This is a genomic window from Stakelama portus, assembly GCF_003171655.1.
Lineage (GTDB): Bacteria > Pseudomonadota > Alphaproteobacteria > Sphingomonadales > Sphingomonadaceae > Sphingomonas > Sphingomonas portus.
Window position 1 is genome coordinate 255992 of record NZ_QFZL01000001.1, and the last position, 14873, is coordinate 270864.

Annotated in this window: 11 protein-coding genes; 5 read left to right on the forward strand and 6 right to left on the reverse strand. The window is 64.3% G+C overall.

Features of this window, described 5'->3' with window-relative positions; all coding sequences use genetic code 11:
• Positions 1 to 43: 43 nt before the first annotated feature.
• From DKB74_RS01120 to DKB74_RS01140, 5 genes are all read right to left on the reverse strand, one after another.
• Positions 44 to 2272 (reverse strand): TonB-dependent receptor, encoded by a 2229-nt coding sequence (locus DKB74_RS01120; RefSeq protein ID WP_109806278.1) that lies wholly within the window; start codon positions 2270 to 2272, stop codon positions 44 to 46.
• 294 nt (positions 2273 to 2566) lie between these two features.
• The gene (pdxR, locus tag DKB74_RS01125; RefSeq protein ID WP_109807038.1) at positions 2567 to 4036 is read right to left on the reverse strand and encodes a MocR-like pyridoxine biosynthesis transcription factor PdxR; all 1470 of its coding nucleotides are present in this window, start codon (positions 4034 to 4036) and stop codon (positions 2567 to 2569) included.
• A 143-nt stretch (positions 4037 to 4179) separates the two neighbouring features.
• The gene (locus DKB74_RS01130) at positions 4180 to 5475 is read right to left on the reverse strand and encodes an MFS transporter (protein ID WP_109806279.1); all 1296 of its coding nucleotides are present in this window, start codon (positions 5473 to 5475) and stop codon (positions 4180 to 4182) included.
• A gap of 85 nt (positions 5476 to 5560) precedes the next feature.
• Positions 5561 to 6376 (reverse strand): 2-keto-4-pentenoate hydratase, encoded by an 816-nt coding sequence (locus tag DKB74_RS01135; protein ID WP_109806280.1) that lies wholly within the window; start codon positions 6374 to 6376, stop codon positions 5561 to 5563.
• Positions 6377 to 6480: 104 nt separating this feature from the next.
• Positions 6481 to 7983, reverse strand: coding sequence for a UxaA family hydrolase (locus DKB74_RS01140; protein ID WP_109806281.1), 1503 nt, complete (start codon positions 7981 to 7983; stop codon positions 6481 to 6483).
• Between the two features lie 60 nt (positions 7984 to 8043).
• Between DKB74_RS01140 and DKB74_RS01145 the strand changes: the two genes are divergently transcribed.
• The 5 genes from DKB74_RS01145 (at position 8044) to DKB74_RS01165 (ending at position 13278) form a co-directional block, all read left to right on the forward strand.
• On the forward strand, positions 8044 to 9087 hold the full coding sequence (locus DKB74_RS01145; protein ID WP_109806282.1) for a LacI family DNA-binding transcriptional regulator: 1044 nt from the start codon (positions 8044 to 8046) through the stop codon (positions 9085 to 9087).
• 109 nt (positions 9088 to 9196) lie between these two features.
• Positions 9197 to 9853 (forward strand): RpiB/LacA/LacB family sugar-phosphate isomerase, encoded by a 657-nt coding sequence (locus tag DKB74_RS01150; protein WP_109806283.1) that lies wholly within the window; start codon positions 9197 to 9199, stop codon positions 9851 to 9853.
• Between the two features lie 83 nt (positions 9854 to 9936).
• On the forward strand, positions 9937 to 10704 hold the full coding sequence (gene kduD / locus DKB74_RS01155; RefSeq protein WP_109806284.1) for a 2-dehydro-3-deoxy-D-gluconate 5-dehydrogenase KduD: 768 nt from the start codon (positions 9937 to 9939) through the stop codon (positions 10702 to 10704).
• Positions 10701 to 11732 (forward strand): sugar kinase, encoded by a 1032-nt coding sequence (locus DKB74_RS01160; RefSeq protein ID WP_109806285.1) that lies wholly within the window; start codon positions 10701 to 10703, stop codon positions 11730 to 11732. Before kduD ends, DKB74_RS01160 begins: the two co-directional genes overlap by 4 nt.
• Positions 11719 to 13278, forward strand: coding sequence for a carboxylesterase/lipase family protein (locus DKB74_RS01165; protein WP_109806286.1), 1560 nt, complete (start codon positions 11719 to 11721; stop codon positions 13276 to 13278). Before DKB74_RS01160 ends, DKB74_RS01165 begins: the two co-directional genes overlap by 14 nt.
• Before the next feature lie 202 nt (positions 13279 to 13480).
• Here DKB74_RS01165 and DKB74_RS01170 read toward each other — a convergent pair whose 3' ends face one another.
• Positions 13481 to 14830: a pectate lyase family protein gene (locus DKB74_RS01170; RefSeq protein WP_109806287.1), complete on the reverse strand. Its 1350-nt coding sequence runs from the start codon at positions 14828 to 14830 to the stop codon at positions 13481 to 13483.
• Positions 14831 to 14873: the final 43 nt, after the last annotated feature.

The window sequence follows — 14873 nt, forward strand, 5'->3', positions numbered from 1 at the left end:
CGTTTACGCGGGAGCCGGCGGTTCGGTCAGGCAATCGCGCCGCTCAGAGCGACCAGTCGAAGCGCAGACCCACCGTGCGCGGACGCACGATCGAACCCGATGGCGTGAACGAGTCCGCGAACGGCGCGTTCAGGATGCCATATTCGTCGAACAGATTGTTCGCGAATGCCATGATGCTCAGCTTGTCGAACACGGCAAAGGTCGCGCGTACGTCGACGATGTTAAAATCGCCGCGGCCATAGGCCATGTTGAACGCAGTCGGTGCTTCGGAAAGATAACGGTGCGAAAATTCGAGCGACGGCGCGGTTTCGCTGTCGCCCAGATTGAAATGCACCGTGTTCGAAATCGACCATTCCGACGATCCCGGCAGGCGCGTGCCCGAAGGATAGCCGCCACCCGCGGCGAAGGTATCCGGCAGGAAGTCGGTCAGCTTCGCATCGGTGTAGGAGATGCTGGTCGACAGCGACACGTAGTGGATCGGCTGGAACGTCGCGGCGAATTCGACGCCCGCCACATTCGCGCTGCCGGCATTGGTGACATAGGAATAATAGGTCGGCGCCGGGCCGAACAGACGTGCCTGAATGCCCGTCCAGTCGAGCGAATAGACCGTCGCGTCGACGAACAGCTTGTTGTCGAACAGCGACATTTTCACGCCGGCTTCGTAATTGTCGACGGTGTCGCTGTCATAGGAAGCCGGGATCGTTGCCAGCAGCCCCGCATTGGGATTGATGCCGCCGATACGATAGCCGCGCGAATAGGTCATATAGGCCATGAAATTGTCGTTCGGGCGCATCGACAATGTCACCTTGGGCGTGAAGCCGTCTTCGCTTTCGCTTACGGTCGCACCGGTATCGGTGGTGTTGCCGCTGACGGCGCCTGCCTGATTGACGATCGTGGTTTCATAGCTGTTCGCATAATAGCGGCCGCCGACGGTGAGCGTCAGCCCGTCCATCAGTTCGACACCGATTTCGCCGAACACGCCGAAATCCTTGGTCTCCGAATCCGAGATATAGCCATAGATGCGGTCGCCCGGTGCCAGGACGGAACCCGCGACGCCGCCATAGCTGCCCGGATTTGCGTCGATATAGGCTTCGGCGCCGTTCTGGAAAATCTGGTCGTAGCTATATTTGGTCGAATACATATAGCTGGTGCCGATCAGCCAGCTGACCGGGCCATCGCCGTTCGATGCCAGCCGCGCTTCGCCATATTTGATATTGGCTTCGGCCTGACCCAGCGAATAGGCCGCATCGTCCCCGGTCGTCACGCCGGTGACATAGGCATAGGGATAGGAAAATACAGTTGTATTGTCTTTGTCGACGATCGATCCGAATGCGGTCAGCGAAGCAAAGCCCAGATCCTGTTCGAACTTCAGTGAATTGAGCCAGAAGCCGGTGGATTGCGGCTCGGTGCGCGGCAGGTTGCGGACATAGGGATTGGTGACGTCGAGATAGGTCTGATCGTCGAGCATCGTGTCCTGATAGGCGGACAGATAGGTGACGGTCGTGGACGCAGACGGCGTGAAGACCACCGAGCCGCGCAGCGCGCGCGTGCGCAGATCGTTCGATCCTTCGACGCCCGACTGGAAATTGTCGAGATAGCCTGCATCATAGCGCTGGCTGGCGACTCCGCGGATCGCCAGCGTGTCGGCGATGATCGGCACGTTGAGCATCACCTTGCCGGCATAGTTGAGGTCGCCATGCGTATTGCGGGTCTCGCCGATCAGGCCCGACGCTGCGGCATCGAATCTGGTCGGATCGGCGGTGTTGACGACATAATTGACCGCACCGCCGAGCGAGGAGGAGCCGAAAAGCGTGCCCTGCGGACCGCGCAATACTTCGACGCGGGCAAGGTCGAACGTGTCGACGTCGGGAATGCCGATCGGAAAGCCCGGTTCGGACATCGGCGTTTCGTTGAGATAATAGCCGGTCGTGGTCTGACCCTGTTCGTGATAGGTCGTCGCGGAGACGCCGCGGATTACGACTTCGGAAATGCCCGGCTGATAATCATTGAAGACGACGCCGGGCAGGCGGACGATATAGTCGGACAGGCTCTGGGCGTTCATCGCCTGCAGATCCTCGCCGGTCACGACGCTGACCGCGAGCGGAACATCGCTCAGCGTTTCATTGCGCTTGGTGGCGGTAACGACGATTTCGCTGGCCTGCTGCGCGCTGGTTTCGCTCGTCGCGTCCTGCGCATGGGCCATGGTGGCCGGAAGGAGAAGGGCGGCGGCGAGGGCGCTGCCCTGCATCAGGGTGGTGCGGATACTGGTCATGTGCTTCCCTTTATGCTCTCGCGCGGTGCCTTTCGAACCGCCGCGCTATTGCTTTTTAGCCCCTCCCCGGAGCCGCATCGGGCCGTTTTCGGCCTCTGATCCTTCAATCTGGTCCTGCGACCTGCCGCTTCGCCGTCGATTTGGCGGTGGCACGGAGGGCCGCCCTGGCCGACGCGCGAGTCGCTTCGGTCATTGCCGGAGCTTCCCGCAGGCTTTGGCTTCCCAAAACATCCAATAACGACCCTTCGGACGGGTCCAGTGACGGTTTTGTGACGTGATCGTGGCGCGGTGGCGTCAGCGGCCGATGGCGTTGCGCATCCGGCGAAGGCTTTCCACCGCTTCGCCTTCGGTCAGGCTCGCAAAGCCGATGCGCAGCCCGCGGGGCGCCGCCGGATCGGCCATGAAGGAACGCGACGAGGCAAATCGCAGGCCATGCGCTTCGCCATTCTGCTCAAGCCGGTCGAGATCGCTGGCGTCGCGGAAACGCAACCAGAAGGCGAGCCCGCCGTCGGGGATCGCATAGTCGACAATGTCACCCATCGTCGTCGCCAATGCCTGTGCGAAAGCGTCGCGCCGGGCGCCATAGACGCGCGTCACCTTGCGCGTGTGCCGGCGCACATCGCCCGACAGGATCAGGTCCGCCGCCGCATCCTCGGTCAGCGTATTGCCCATGCCGTCGGTCAACGACACCTGATAGGCGATCGAATCGATCACTTCGGGCGGCGCGACGACATAGCCGACGCGCAGTGCCGGCAGCAGCAGCTTCGACAGCGATCCGACATAGATGACCTGACCGGGAGCATAGCTTGCCATCGGCAGCAACGGTCGCGCGCCGAACTGGAATTCATGGTCATAATCGTCCTCGACCACGGCGAATCCGAACTGGCGCGCGAGATCGAGGGTGCGCAGCCGGCTTTCGGGCGGGAGCGACACGGTCGTCGGAAACTGATGGTGCGGCGTGAGGAATATGGCGCGCACCTTGTGCCGGCGGCAGGCGCGCTCGATCGCGTCGATATCCGCGCCGGATCGATCGAGCCCGATGGTGACGATATGGGCGCCGCACGCCCGGAATGCCGCAACTGCGGGTTCATAGGTCAGCGCTTCGACCAGCACGGTGTCGCCCGGGCGGACCAGTACCCGCGCGGCGAGCGAAATTCCCATCTGGCTGCCGCGTGTCACGCAGATATTGTCGGCGGTGACCATCAGGCCGCGCTGGCTTTTCAGCATCGCCGCGATGCTTTCGCGCAGCAGCGGCGACCCGCGCGGATCGCGATATTGCAGGCGATTTTCCTCAGAAGCGTTGCGGATCGCCAGGCGATAGGCGCGGATCAGCAGATCGGGGGGAAATTGCCGTCCATCGGGGGACCCTTCGTCCAGCTTGATCCAGTCCCCGGTCGGAATCGCGATCGGCGGACCCGATGGCGGGAGGAAGGGATATTCGGCGCGCGCCGTCGTGTCGCCCGCGCGCGGCATGGTGGCGCCTGCCTGCGCAGCGGGACCGGGCAGGGACGGGGACACCGCGGTTCCGCGCGTGCCGTGCGAGACAAGCCAGCCCTGGGCGACCAGCTCTTCATAGGCGAGCACCACGGTCTTGCGATTGACGCCGAGCGATTGCGCGGCATCGCGTGTGCTGGGCAAATAGCTGCCCGGCGTCAGCCGCCCGCGCTCGACCTCATGAATGATCGCGCGTGCGATCTGCATATAGATCGGCATTTCGCGCGAGGGATCGATGCGATCGGCGGGGATGAAGGAAAGCGGGCGCATCGGCGGGTCGGCGGCGGTCCATGGCGTTGCGCGACGGGCATGCCGTCGCGCGCGCATCATAGCCGCAGAGAACCGGTTCCCGCCAGCGGGCCGAAGGGGGCCTGAGCGTTCCGGACCCGCCAGAACGCCCAGGCAGGGAGAGCTCAGGCGGGGATTTCGACTGGCTTGAGCTTCGGCGTAAGCAGGTGGACGACCAGCAGCGCGAGGACATAGGCGCTGGCACAGATCGCGAAGAGCAGTTCGTAACTGCCCGTGGTATCGAGCAGATATCCGGTGAACAGCGCCATTCCCATGCCGCCCAGCGCGCCGACGGTGCCGCCGATGCCGATCACCGAACCCACCGCGCCGCGCGGGAACAGATCCGACGGCAATGTGTAGAGATTGGCCGAAAATGCCTGATGCGCGGCCGTGGCAAGACCGATGACGAGCACGGCGACCCAGACGCTGTCGATGCTTTGTGCGAACCAGATCGGCAGGACGCAGGCGGCCCAGAATGCCATCGTCGCCTTGCGCGCGAAGTTGGGCGACCGGCCCGACTTGATCATCCGCGACGACATCCATCCGCCGGCGACGCTGCCGAAATCCGAAATCAGATAGATTGCGGCGAGCGGCAGGCCGAACGTCTTGAGGTCCATGTCATAGCGTTCGAACAGATAGCCCGGCAGCCAGAAGAGGAAGAACCACCAGATCGGGTCGATCAGGAACTTGCCGAGCGCATAGGCCCAGGTTTCGCGCATGCCGAGCAGGCGCGTCCAGGCGATCTTGGTCTGCGGATCGGCGGGATCCTGTTCGATCCAGGCGAGTTCCGCCTTGCCGACGCGGCGGTGTTCGCGCGGGTGACGATAGATCAGCCACCATGCGATCAGCCATATGATGCCGAAAATGCCGGTGAGGAAAAAAGCGGCGCGCCAGCCCAGCCAGAGGACCAGGAACGGAACCAGCAACGGCGTGATGATCGCGCCGACATTGGCGCCCGCGTTGAAGATGCCGATGCCGAGCGCGCGTTCGCGCTGGGGCATCCAGTCGGTGACCGCGCGGATTCCGGCGGGGAAATTGCCCGATTCACCGATGCCCAGGCCAAAGCGGGCGGCGGCGAAGCTGGTGACGCCGCTGGCAAGACCATGCGCCATGTGGCTGATCGTCCAGATGACGATGGCGATCGTATAGCCCAGACGCGCGCCGAGCCGGTCGACGATCCCGCCGAAGCTGACATAGCCGATGGCATAGGCGAGCTGGAACCAGAAGACGATGTGCGCAAAGTCGCTTTCGGTCCAGGCGAATTCGGCCTGCAGCGTCGGCTTGAGCACGCCGATCATCTGGCGATCGACATAGTTGATCGCGGTCGCGGCAAAGAGCAGGCCGATGATGACCCAGCGATAGCGCCCTACGCGTGCAGTCGCGCCTCCGATCGGATCCGTGGCACTCGCGGCTTCGGCCATAAACTCGCCCTCCTGTTTCCAATGCGTCCGTCGTTACGGATCGCGGGTATCTGTTGCGGTCCCGGCGCGCGGCCGGGACAAAGCTCTAGTCGTCCGAACCGGCGACCGCGATGGTGCAGGTCAGCTCGCCGCAACCGGCGAAGCGCGCGACAACCCGCTGACCCGGCGTCGCAGGATGGACACCGGTTACCGCGCCGCTTGAAACCCACCAGCCCGATTGCGGCGAAATGCCCCGTTCGATGAGGTTGCGCAGGAGGAAGCGTACCGCGCCCAGCGGCCCGTCGAGCATCGTCGCGGTATTGGCGCTGCCGACGACCTGGCCGTCGATTTCGGTTTCGACCTGGATCGAATTCAGGTCGCGCGTCCGCCAATCGGCGATGCCTGCGCCCAGAACGAGGCCGGCATTATTGCCATGATCGGAAACGGTCACGCACGGTCCGTCGTCATTGATCCCCGGATAGGGTGAACTGGCGATTTCAATGCCGATCCGCACATCGTCGATCCAGTCGAGCGTTTCCGCATCATTGCCCGGAAGCGGCGCGGTTGCGGGGATTTTCAGCCGCAGCATGAACTCCGCTTCCGCTGCCGCGAACCCGTCGGCGAATACCGGCATTGCAGGCGTGTGGCCCGCGTCCATGCGCTGCAGATCGACCACGCTGTCGGCATAGATCGGTCCGGCAAGGCGATCCGAACCGAGCCGGCCATCATCGGGCGCGTTGATCCGCCCGACCTTCCAGCCGGCGATCGTCCGCCCGGCGAGCGCGATGGCGCGATCCTGAATCGCATAGGCTGCGGACAGGGTCAGCGGCCGGGTCCCCGGATAGTCGGGAAGCGCGCTTGCGGTTCGGCGCGCATCAACAAATGCCTGCGCCACATCATTATCGACCTTGTTCAGATCCATCCCATCCCACCCAACTCTTATGGAATCGCTGTTATTGGAAACCGGTGTCATTGGCAAGTGTGCGCACGAATCGGCATGTCTTTTTCCAGCGTTCGAGAGTCGGTTCAAAGAGTCGCGCCGCGTTTCCAGATGGCGATGGCGCGCTGGCCACTGCGTTCTGCGGCAGTCGCCTGACCACTGGCGATTCGCAGCAATTCCGTGTGAAAATCGGCGTCGACCGCGTCTGCTGGCTCGCGCAATACCCGGCTCGCGTCGAAATCGATCCAGTGATTTTTGCGTGTCGCGAGATCGGTATTGGACGCGACCTTTATGGTCGGAACCGGGAAGCCGAGCGGCGTGCCGCGACCCGTGGTGAACAGGATCATCGTCGCGCCCGCCGCCGCCAGCGCCGTGGAAGAGACTGCGTCATTGCCCGGCGCTTCGAGCAGGGTGAGGCCGGGCTGGGACGCCTGCATGCCATAGTCGATGACATCGACCAGCGGCGCATGCCCGGCCTTTTGCACGGCGCCGAGCGATTTTTCCTCAAGCGTGGTAATCCCGCCGGCGATGTTGCCGGGGGAGGGGTTTTCCGAAACCGGCAGGCCGAGATCGAGGAAATAGCGTTTGAACCGGTTGAGCAGGCCGGTCGCGCGATCGAACACATTGCGCGAAACGCTGCGGTTCAAAAGTGCGGTTTCCGCCCCGAAAATCTCGGGAATTTCGGTCAGGATCAGCCGCCCGCCCGCCGCCGACAGCCAGTCGCTCAACCGGCCGAGCAAGGGATTGGCGGTCAGCCCGGAAAAGGCGTCGGAACCGCCGCATTTAAGCCCCACCGCCAGCGCGGAAGCGGGCAGGGCGACGCGACACCTGTCGCCATATTCTGCGACCATCGCGTCGATCATGCGTGCGGCGGCGTCGATTTCATCCTCCGCGTCCTGCGCGCGCAGCGTGCGGATCTTGGCGCGGCTGCGTTCGGGCACAGCGGCGAGCAGCGCGTCGAGCTGGTTCGATTCGCAGCCAAGTCCCAGCAGCAGCACGCCCGCGGCATTGGGATTGTCGCACAGGCCGGCAAGGATCGCGCGGGTGCCCGCCAGATCGTCGCCAAGCTGCGAGCAGCCGTGCGGATGGGCAAAACCAACCACGGCGTCGATGCGCCCCTTATGCCGTATATCGGCATCGCGCGCGACGCTTTCGGCGAGCATCGCGACACAGCCGACTGTGGGGATGACCCAGATTTCGTTGCGTGTCGCGGCGCGACCGTCTTCGCGCAGATAGCCTGTCCAGCGGCTTTTGGCGGGCGAGGCGGGGAAGGGGGCGTGGGCCGCGCCCGCTTCGTCATAGGCAAGTTCGCCCGAAAGCGCGGTCGCCAGATTATGGCTGTGCACCGGATCGCCGGGCGCGATCGGAGCAGTCGCCCGACCGATCGCCTGGCCATATTTGCACACGCTATCGCCGGGTGCATGCGCGACCAGTGCGATCTTGTGCCCGGCAGGCACATCGGCGGTCGCCACCAGCCCGGTCCCAAGCGATTCTCCGCAGGCGACTGCGCGTAGCGCAACGGCAACGCTGTCCGCCGGATCGATGCGGATCAGCGCTTCGTCCAGCCCGCTTTCGGCAACCGGTGTCATCTTTTTGTCTTGCCGTGGTGCGCGCCGGTCTGCAATCGACAATGCAGGAGGATCATATCGATGGCATTATCCGGCGGTCGCGAAAGTGGCCGGAAGCGCGATCCGCAGCCGACGATCAACGATGTCGCACGCGTGGCAGGCGTTTCGAAAAAGACGGTCAGCCGGGTCATCAACCGCTCGCCGCTGCTCAACGAAGAAACGCGCAAGAAGGTCGAGTCGGTCATCGCGGAACTGGGCTATGTCCCCAATCCGCAGGCGCGCGCGCTGGCGTTGCGCCGCAATTTCCTGATCGGACTGCTGCACGACAACCCGAACGCGCAGATGGTGCTCAATTTTCAGGAAGGCGTGCTCGAGGCGATTCGCGATACCGAATTCGCGCTGGTCGTCCGCCCGGTCGATCGCCATTCGCCCGACATGCTGGAGGATGTGCGCAAATTCCTGGAGCAGCAGCGGCTGTTCGGGGTGCTGCTGCTGCCGCCGATTTCGGAAAATGACGCGCTCGCCGAACTCTGCCGCGAACTGGGCTGTGGCTATGTGCGGATGGGGTCGGCGCAGCTCGACGATGATTCGCATATCGTCGCATCGAACGATCGCGACGCCGTGCGCGCTGCCACCGAATATCTGATCGAACTCGGCCATCGCCGGATCGGGCTGGTCGCGGGGCCGGACGGATTCCGGTCCGCCCGCGAACGCCAGGAAGGGTTTCTGGAAGCGATGGCGAAACACGGCCTGGCATGCGGGCCGGAACTGATCGCGCGCGGCAGCTATACGTTCGAAACCGGGCGGGCGGCGGCCGAGCGGCTGTTCGAAGCCAATCCGCGCCCCACGGCGATTTTCGCGAGCAACGACGAAATGGCCGCCGGCGTGTTGCAGGCGGCCCGCCAGCGCGAAATATCGGTGCCGGAGGAATTGTCGCTGATCGGATTCGACGACACGCCGATCGCTGCGCATATCTGGCCGCCGATGACGACGGTTCGCTGGCCGATCGTGTCGATGGCGCGCGCGGCGGCGCTCAAGCTGATCCACCCGCTCGATGCCGATAAACAGCCGGCGCATTTCCTGTCGGATCTCGTCCGCCGCGCCTCGGTCGCACCGCCACCCTAACGGGGTTGCCAGAAGCAGGCGGGAAACGTTATACCACGGCTGACACCGGTTACCATGCCGGATAGCAATATGACGCAAAGACGCCCGTTACGGGCGGAGAGAGGCACCCATGAAAATCGCCCTGATCATCGAGAACAGCCAGGCTGCAAAGAGCAGCGTCGTCCATGAAGCGCTGACATCGGTCGCCGAGCCGCTGGGCCATGAAGTCCATCATTACGGCATGTATGGCGCGGACGATGAAAGCTCGCTCACTTATGTGATGAACGGCCTGCTTGCCGGCATATTGCTCAATTCGGGCGCAGCCGATTTCGTGGTGACGGGCTGCGGCACCGGCATGGGATCGATGCTCGCCTGCAATTCGATGCCGGGCGTGTTCTGCGGTCTGGTGATCGATCCGACCGACGCGTTCCTGTTCAGCCAGATCAATGACGGCAATGCGATTTCGATGCCCTATGCCAAGGGTTTTGGCTGGGCCGCCGAACTCAATTTGCAGGATTGCTATACCAAGCTGTTTAGCGGTGAACCCGGTGCGGGCTATCCGCGCGAACGGGCGGAAATCATGCGCACCAATCGCGGCATCCTGAAGGATCTCAAGGCTGCCAGCTGCCGCGACATGCTCGATGTGCTCAAGCGCGTCGATCCCGCGCTGCTCAAGAGCGCGATTGCGGGTCCCAAATTCGCCGAATTGTTCGAGGCCAATGCCAAGGATGAAGGCATCAAGGCCTGTCTGCGCGAAGTTGCGGGTGCGCAAGCTGCGCTTTCCTGAGCCGGAAACTCTGAATAACGCTATCCCGATTGCACAGCCCCGCCGATCGAGCAGGGCGGCAATTGGCGGAGGAAGTGTCTGAAATGAAGTTGTTTGACCTCACCGGCCGCGTCGCGGTGGTGACCGGTGCCAATACCGGCATCGGTCAGGGTATTGCCGTGGCGCTGGCAAAGGCCGGCGCCGATGTCGCTGCCGTGGGCCGTTCCCCTGCTGACGAAACGGCGGAGCTGATCCGCGGTCTTGGCCGCAAATGCGAGATCATCCGCGCCGACCTGTCGTCGATCGAACCGGTCAATGATGTGGTCGCCGAAACGGTCGAGAAGCTGGGCGGGCTCGATATCCTGATCAACAATGCCGGCATTATCCGGCGTGCCGATGCGCTGGAATTCAGCGAGGAAGATTGGGACGCGGTGATGGACACCAACCTCAAATCGGTGTTCTTCCTCTGTCAGGCGGCGGCGAAGCGGATGGTGCAGGGCGTCGAAGCCGGGCGCGGGCGCGGCAAGATCGTCAATATCGCTTCGATGCTCAGCTTTCAGGGCGGTATCCGCGTACCGAGCTATACCGCGTCGAAAAGCGGTGTGGCGGGGCTGACCAAGCTGCTCGCCAACGAATGGGCGCCCAAACACATCAACGTGAATGCGATCGCGCCGGGATATATCGCCACCAACAACACCGCCGCATTGCAGGCGGACGAAACGCGCAATCGCCAGATCATGGAGCGCATTCCCGAAGGCCGCTGGGGCGCCCCCGAGGATATCGGCGGGGCGGCGGTATTCCTGTCGAGCCGTGCTGCCGATTATGTGCAGGGGCATATCCTGGCAGTCGATGGCGGCTGGCTGGCGCGATGAGCAGCGCTGCGCGCCCGGGCAGCGGCCCGGTCGTCTGTTTCGGCGAGATGCTGCTGCGCCTCTCGCCGCCGGCAGCCATACCGTTGGCACAGACCCGGACGCTCGACGTCAATGTCGGCGGTGCCGAGGCCAATGTCGCCGCCGCACTGGCAAGCCTGGGCACGCCGTCGCGCATGCTGAGCGTGCTGCCCGACAATGATCTGGGTGTCACGGCGCGCCGGGCGATGGCTGCTGCGGGCGTCGATGCCGGCGCGCTGGTAACCCGCGCCGGACGGATGGGGCTGTACTTCTATGAGCCTGCAGCGGGACCGCGACCCGGCCGTGTCACCTATGACCGTGCCGGCAGCGCCTTTGCCGAAGCCGATGCGGCGGATCTGGGTTTTGCCGACGCGCTGAAGGGTGCTCGGCTGCTGCACATGTCGGGCATCACGCCCGCGCTGGGGCCGCGCGGATGCGATCTGGCGCGTGCGGCGGTTGCGGCGGCGCGCGAGTCCGGCGTGCCGATCGCGTTCGACGGCAATTATCGCGGCAATCTCTGGTCGGCATGGGACAGCGATCCGCGCGGCGTGCTGACCGAACTGATCGGCGAGGCGACGATCCTGTTCGGCAATCACCGCGATGTCGGGCTGTTGCTGGGATCGGAATTCAGCGGCGACGGCGAGGATCGCCGACGCGAGGCTGCGGAGGCTGCATTCGAGCTGTTTCCCCGGCTGCAGCTGATGGCATCGACTGCGCGCAACGTAATCGATGCCCAGCATCACAAGCTGGCGGCGCGGATCGATGTTCGCGATGGCGGCTGGCAGACCGATGAGATCGACATCACCGGGATCGTCGACCGGATCGGCACCGGCGATGCCTTTGCCGCCGGGGTGCTGCACCGCTATCTGGGTGGGGCAGGCGTCCGCGAAATGGCGGAAGCGGGCCTGGCGCTGGCGACCTTGATGCACGGAGTGCCCGGTGACATGATCCTGGCGAGCGAACGGGATCTGACGGAATTTCATCCGGGAGGGGGCGATGTCCGGCGATGAGAAACTGGGACGTCGCGCCTTTCTGGCAGCTTCGGCAGCGAGTGGCGCCGCTGCATTGACGGCATCGCCCGTTCGGGCATTTGCACGCGAGCCTGTGGCCGGGCCGTATCGCGGCATCCGCGATGGCGATGCGCTGGCGTTTCTGGGCATTCGCTATGCCCGGGCGGAACGTTTCGCCCGCCCGGTGCGCGAACCCTGGCCCGGCCAGCCCGTGCATGCGACGGCGTTCGGGCCGCTCGCGCCGCAGCTGGGGCTGCGCGATCAGCCGATGGACGAGGATTGCCTGTTCCTCAACATCTGGACGCCGGATGCCGACCCGCGCGCGAAACGTCCGGTGATGGTCTATTTCCATGGTGGCGGATATCTGGCGGGCAGCGTCACCGATCCGCTGACGCGCGGTCCGCATCTCGCCACGGACGGCGATGTCGTAGTCGTCACGGTCAACCAGCGGCTCAATTTGTTCGGCTATGGCTGGCTGAAACCCTTTGGCTCGCGGTTCGCCGACAGCGGCAATCTGGGGCAACTCGATCTGATCGTGGCGCTGCAATGGGTGCGCGATCATGTCGCGGCGTTCGGCGGCGACCCCGAAAGGGTGATGGTGTTCGGCCAGTCGGGCGGGGGCGCGAAGATCGCGACGCTGATGGCGATGCCCGCCGCCGATGGCCTGTTCCACAGCGCGGCGACGATGAGCGGGCAGCAGGTAACTGCCAGCGGCCCGGGCAATGCCTGGGCGCGGACGCAGGCAATAATGGCGAGTCTGGGCCTGGACGGCAGGTCCGCCGATCCGTTGCTCGCGATGCCGTGGCAGCGGATAGCCGACGCGCTGGATGCCACCGATCCGATATTGGGCGGGCGCGTCTATTTCGGCCCCGTGCTCGACATGACCAATTTGCCGCGCCATCCCTTCTGGCCGGACGCCGCGTCGCAATCGCTCGGCATTCCGATGATCCTGGGCAATATGCGCGATGAAACGCGCGCTTTCATCGATCCGCGCGGGCCGAAGCTGGCGGGGATCGACTGGAGCAACCTTGCCGAGCGGATCAGCCGCGAAATCAAGATCGACCTCGATCCGGCATGGGTGATCGCGCAATATCGCGCGCAATATCCCGACTGGAGCGTCGAGCGCGTCTTTTATGCCGTGACGACGGCGGGGCGCAGCTGGCCGGGGCAGGTGATCGAAGCCGATGCGCGTGCCGCGGCGGGCGCGGAACGGACCTGGGTCTATCAGTTCGATCGCCAGTCGCCGGTCGATCCGCTGCGCGGCGCGGCGCATACCGACGATATTCCCTATATCTTCGGGACGCTCGACGCGCCGGGCAGCTATTCGGGGACGGGCGCCGAATCGCGTGCGATCCGCGACGCGATGATGCCCGCATTTGCCGGAATGGCGCGCAACGGCCGGCCGGGGTTCGATCGCTGGACGCCCTATCGCCTGCCCGAACGCGCGACGTTGGTGATCGACGATCGGCTGGCGATGGTGAACGATCCGCGCCGCTGGCAGCGCGAGCTGTGGGCGACGGCGCCCTATATCCAGCCGGGGAGTTGAGCGCACCTATTCGGCAGCATGCGGCACCGGACAGGCGATGATCGGCGACAGCGGTTCAGCGCCGCTCTGCCAATGCGGCGGCGGTTCGCGGCGGACTGTGTCTGCCTGATCGATCGCCACCCTTGTGCCGGTACGGGTTGCGGGGCCGAAGCGTCCTGCTCCGGCCCCGCCAGTGCCATTCCGAGGAACAGCGGGACCAGCATTATTGCTGGCCGCTACGCATTTCGCGATCGCGCGGCGAGAGATGCTCCTGCGCGCCCGGCTTCTGCCCCGGATAGAGGCCCGATTTGGGAGTCATCGTGTCGAGATTCCAATCCGCCTCGACAAAGGGTGCGTGCGTCTCCGCGATCTGCGGATAGCCGCCGACTTCCTTTTCATCGTCGAGGATCTCGCCGCGACCCTCCGCGATGAAATAGAGCACGCGCAGTTCCTCAGGGCCGCGATCCCAGGGCCGCGCACCCGCCGTCGCGAGCAACGTGGTTTCGACTTCGGCAGCGGGCAGGATGTCATAGCCATCGAGGCTGGCGAGCGGCGCATCGGATTCGAGGATCTTCGCCTTGGTCACGCCATAGCGACCGAACATCGGCCCCGGATTGCCCCAGCGATCGACCGCGATATTGTCGCGGCCATAATATTTCAGGTCGCCGACCCCGCCGATGGTGAGGAAGGGGAGGCCTTCATCGGTATCATATCCCGCGCGCATGACATTGCCGACTGCGGTGATCTCGCCGGTCACGGGTTCATGGCCCGCCCATTCGAGGTCCATCAGATTGTAATGCACCGCGCGATGGCCGGGGTCAAAGATCAGGTTGTTGATCATCAGCACCTGCGCCCCGCCCTTTACCAGCGGCGAACGCTCGACATTATGCGCCCAGATATTGCGGTCGAAGACGATGTTGGTGGTGTTGTCATGGACCAGAGATCCCTTGCTGTGCTCGCCCTTGGGGTGGCTGGCATTGGCGAGACCTTCGGCAGCAAGGTTGCGGCGGAACAGAATGTCGTGGCTGGTATTGGCGCGCCAGTCCTCGACCGTGTTGCCGCCGCCGAAGCGCGGGCCGGACGCTGACATATTCTCGTCCACCGCCCACAGAAAGGTGCAGTTTTCGACGACGACATTATGCGCCGCGACGGTGGAAAAGGCGTCGGCTTCCCAGTCGCTGAGATGCGGTGCGCCATCGGCGCCGGTGAAGACGCGGATATTGCTGATCTTCACATCATGCGTGCGCACATCGATGCCGCCGCGAATGATGGTGATGCCGGGAGAGGGCGCGGTCTGGCCGGCGATGGTGACATAGGGGTTTTCGATGTCGAACGTCGAACGCGCCATGTCGATCGTGCCGGCGACTTCGAAAACGATGATCCGGGGGCCCTGTTCGGCAAGCGCCGCGGCGAGGCTGCCGGGACCGTCCTTGGCCAGTGTGGTGACGCGGATAATGCGTCCGCCCTGGCCGCCCTGAGTCGGATCGCGTTGCGCGGCCATGGCTGGCGTCGCAAGGCCAAAGGCGAGCAGGGACAAGGCGCCGATCATGGCGCGAATGGCTGATTTTCGCATGGTTTTGCTCCTCTCTCGCGCGTTTCTTGACAGAAGGTGCCCG

Bases quoted from the DNA above. Each gene is read 5' to 3' on its own strand.
- DKB74_RS01120 (WP_109806278.1), bottom strand. From the start codon at position 2,272: ATGACCAGTATCCGCACCACCCTGATGCAGGGCAGCGCCCTCGCCGCC.
- DKB74_RS01160 (WP_109806285.1), top strand. From the start codon at position 10,701: ATGAGCAGCGCTGCGCGCCCGGGCAGCGGCCCGGTCGTCTGTTTCGGC.
- DKB74_RS01145 (WP_109806282.1), top strand. From the start codon at position 8,044: ATGGCATTATCCGGCGGTCGCGAAAGTGGCCGGAAGCGCGATCCGCAG.
- DKB74_RS01130 (WP_109806279.1), bottom strand. From the start codon at position 5,475: ATGGCCGAAGCCGCGAGTGCCACGGATCCGATCGGAGGCGCGACTGCA.
- DKB74_RS01140 (WP_109806281.1), bottom strand. From the start codon at position 7,983: ATGACACCGGTTGCCGAAAGCGGGCTGGACGAAGCGCTGATCCGCATC.
- pdxR (WP_109807038.1), bottom strand. From the start codon at position 4,036: ATGCGCCCGCTTTCCTTCATCCCCGCCGATCGCATCGATCCCTCGCGC.
- DKB74_RS01170 (WP_109806287.1), bottom strand. From the start codon at position 14,830: ATGCGAAAATCAGCCATTCGCGCCATGATCGGCGCCTTGTCCCTGCTC.
- kduD (WP_109806284.1), top strand. From the start codon at position 9,937: ATGAAGTTGTTTGACCTCACCGGCCGCGTCGCGGTGGTGACCGGTGCC.
- DKB74_RS01135 (WP_109806280.1), bottom strand. From the start codon at position 6,376: ATGGATCTGAACAAGGTCGATAATGATGTGGCGCAGGCATTTGTTGAT.
- DKB74_RS01150 (WP_109806283.1), top strand. From the start codon at position 9,197: ATGAAAATCGCCCTGATCATCGAGAACAGCCAGGCTGCAAAGAGCAGC.
- DKB74_RS01165 (WP_109806286.1), top strand. From the start codon at position 11,719: ATGTCCGGCGATGAGAAACTGGGACGTCGCGCCTTTCTGGCAGCTTCG.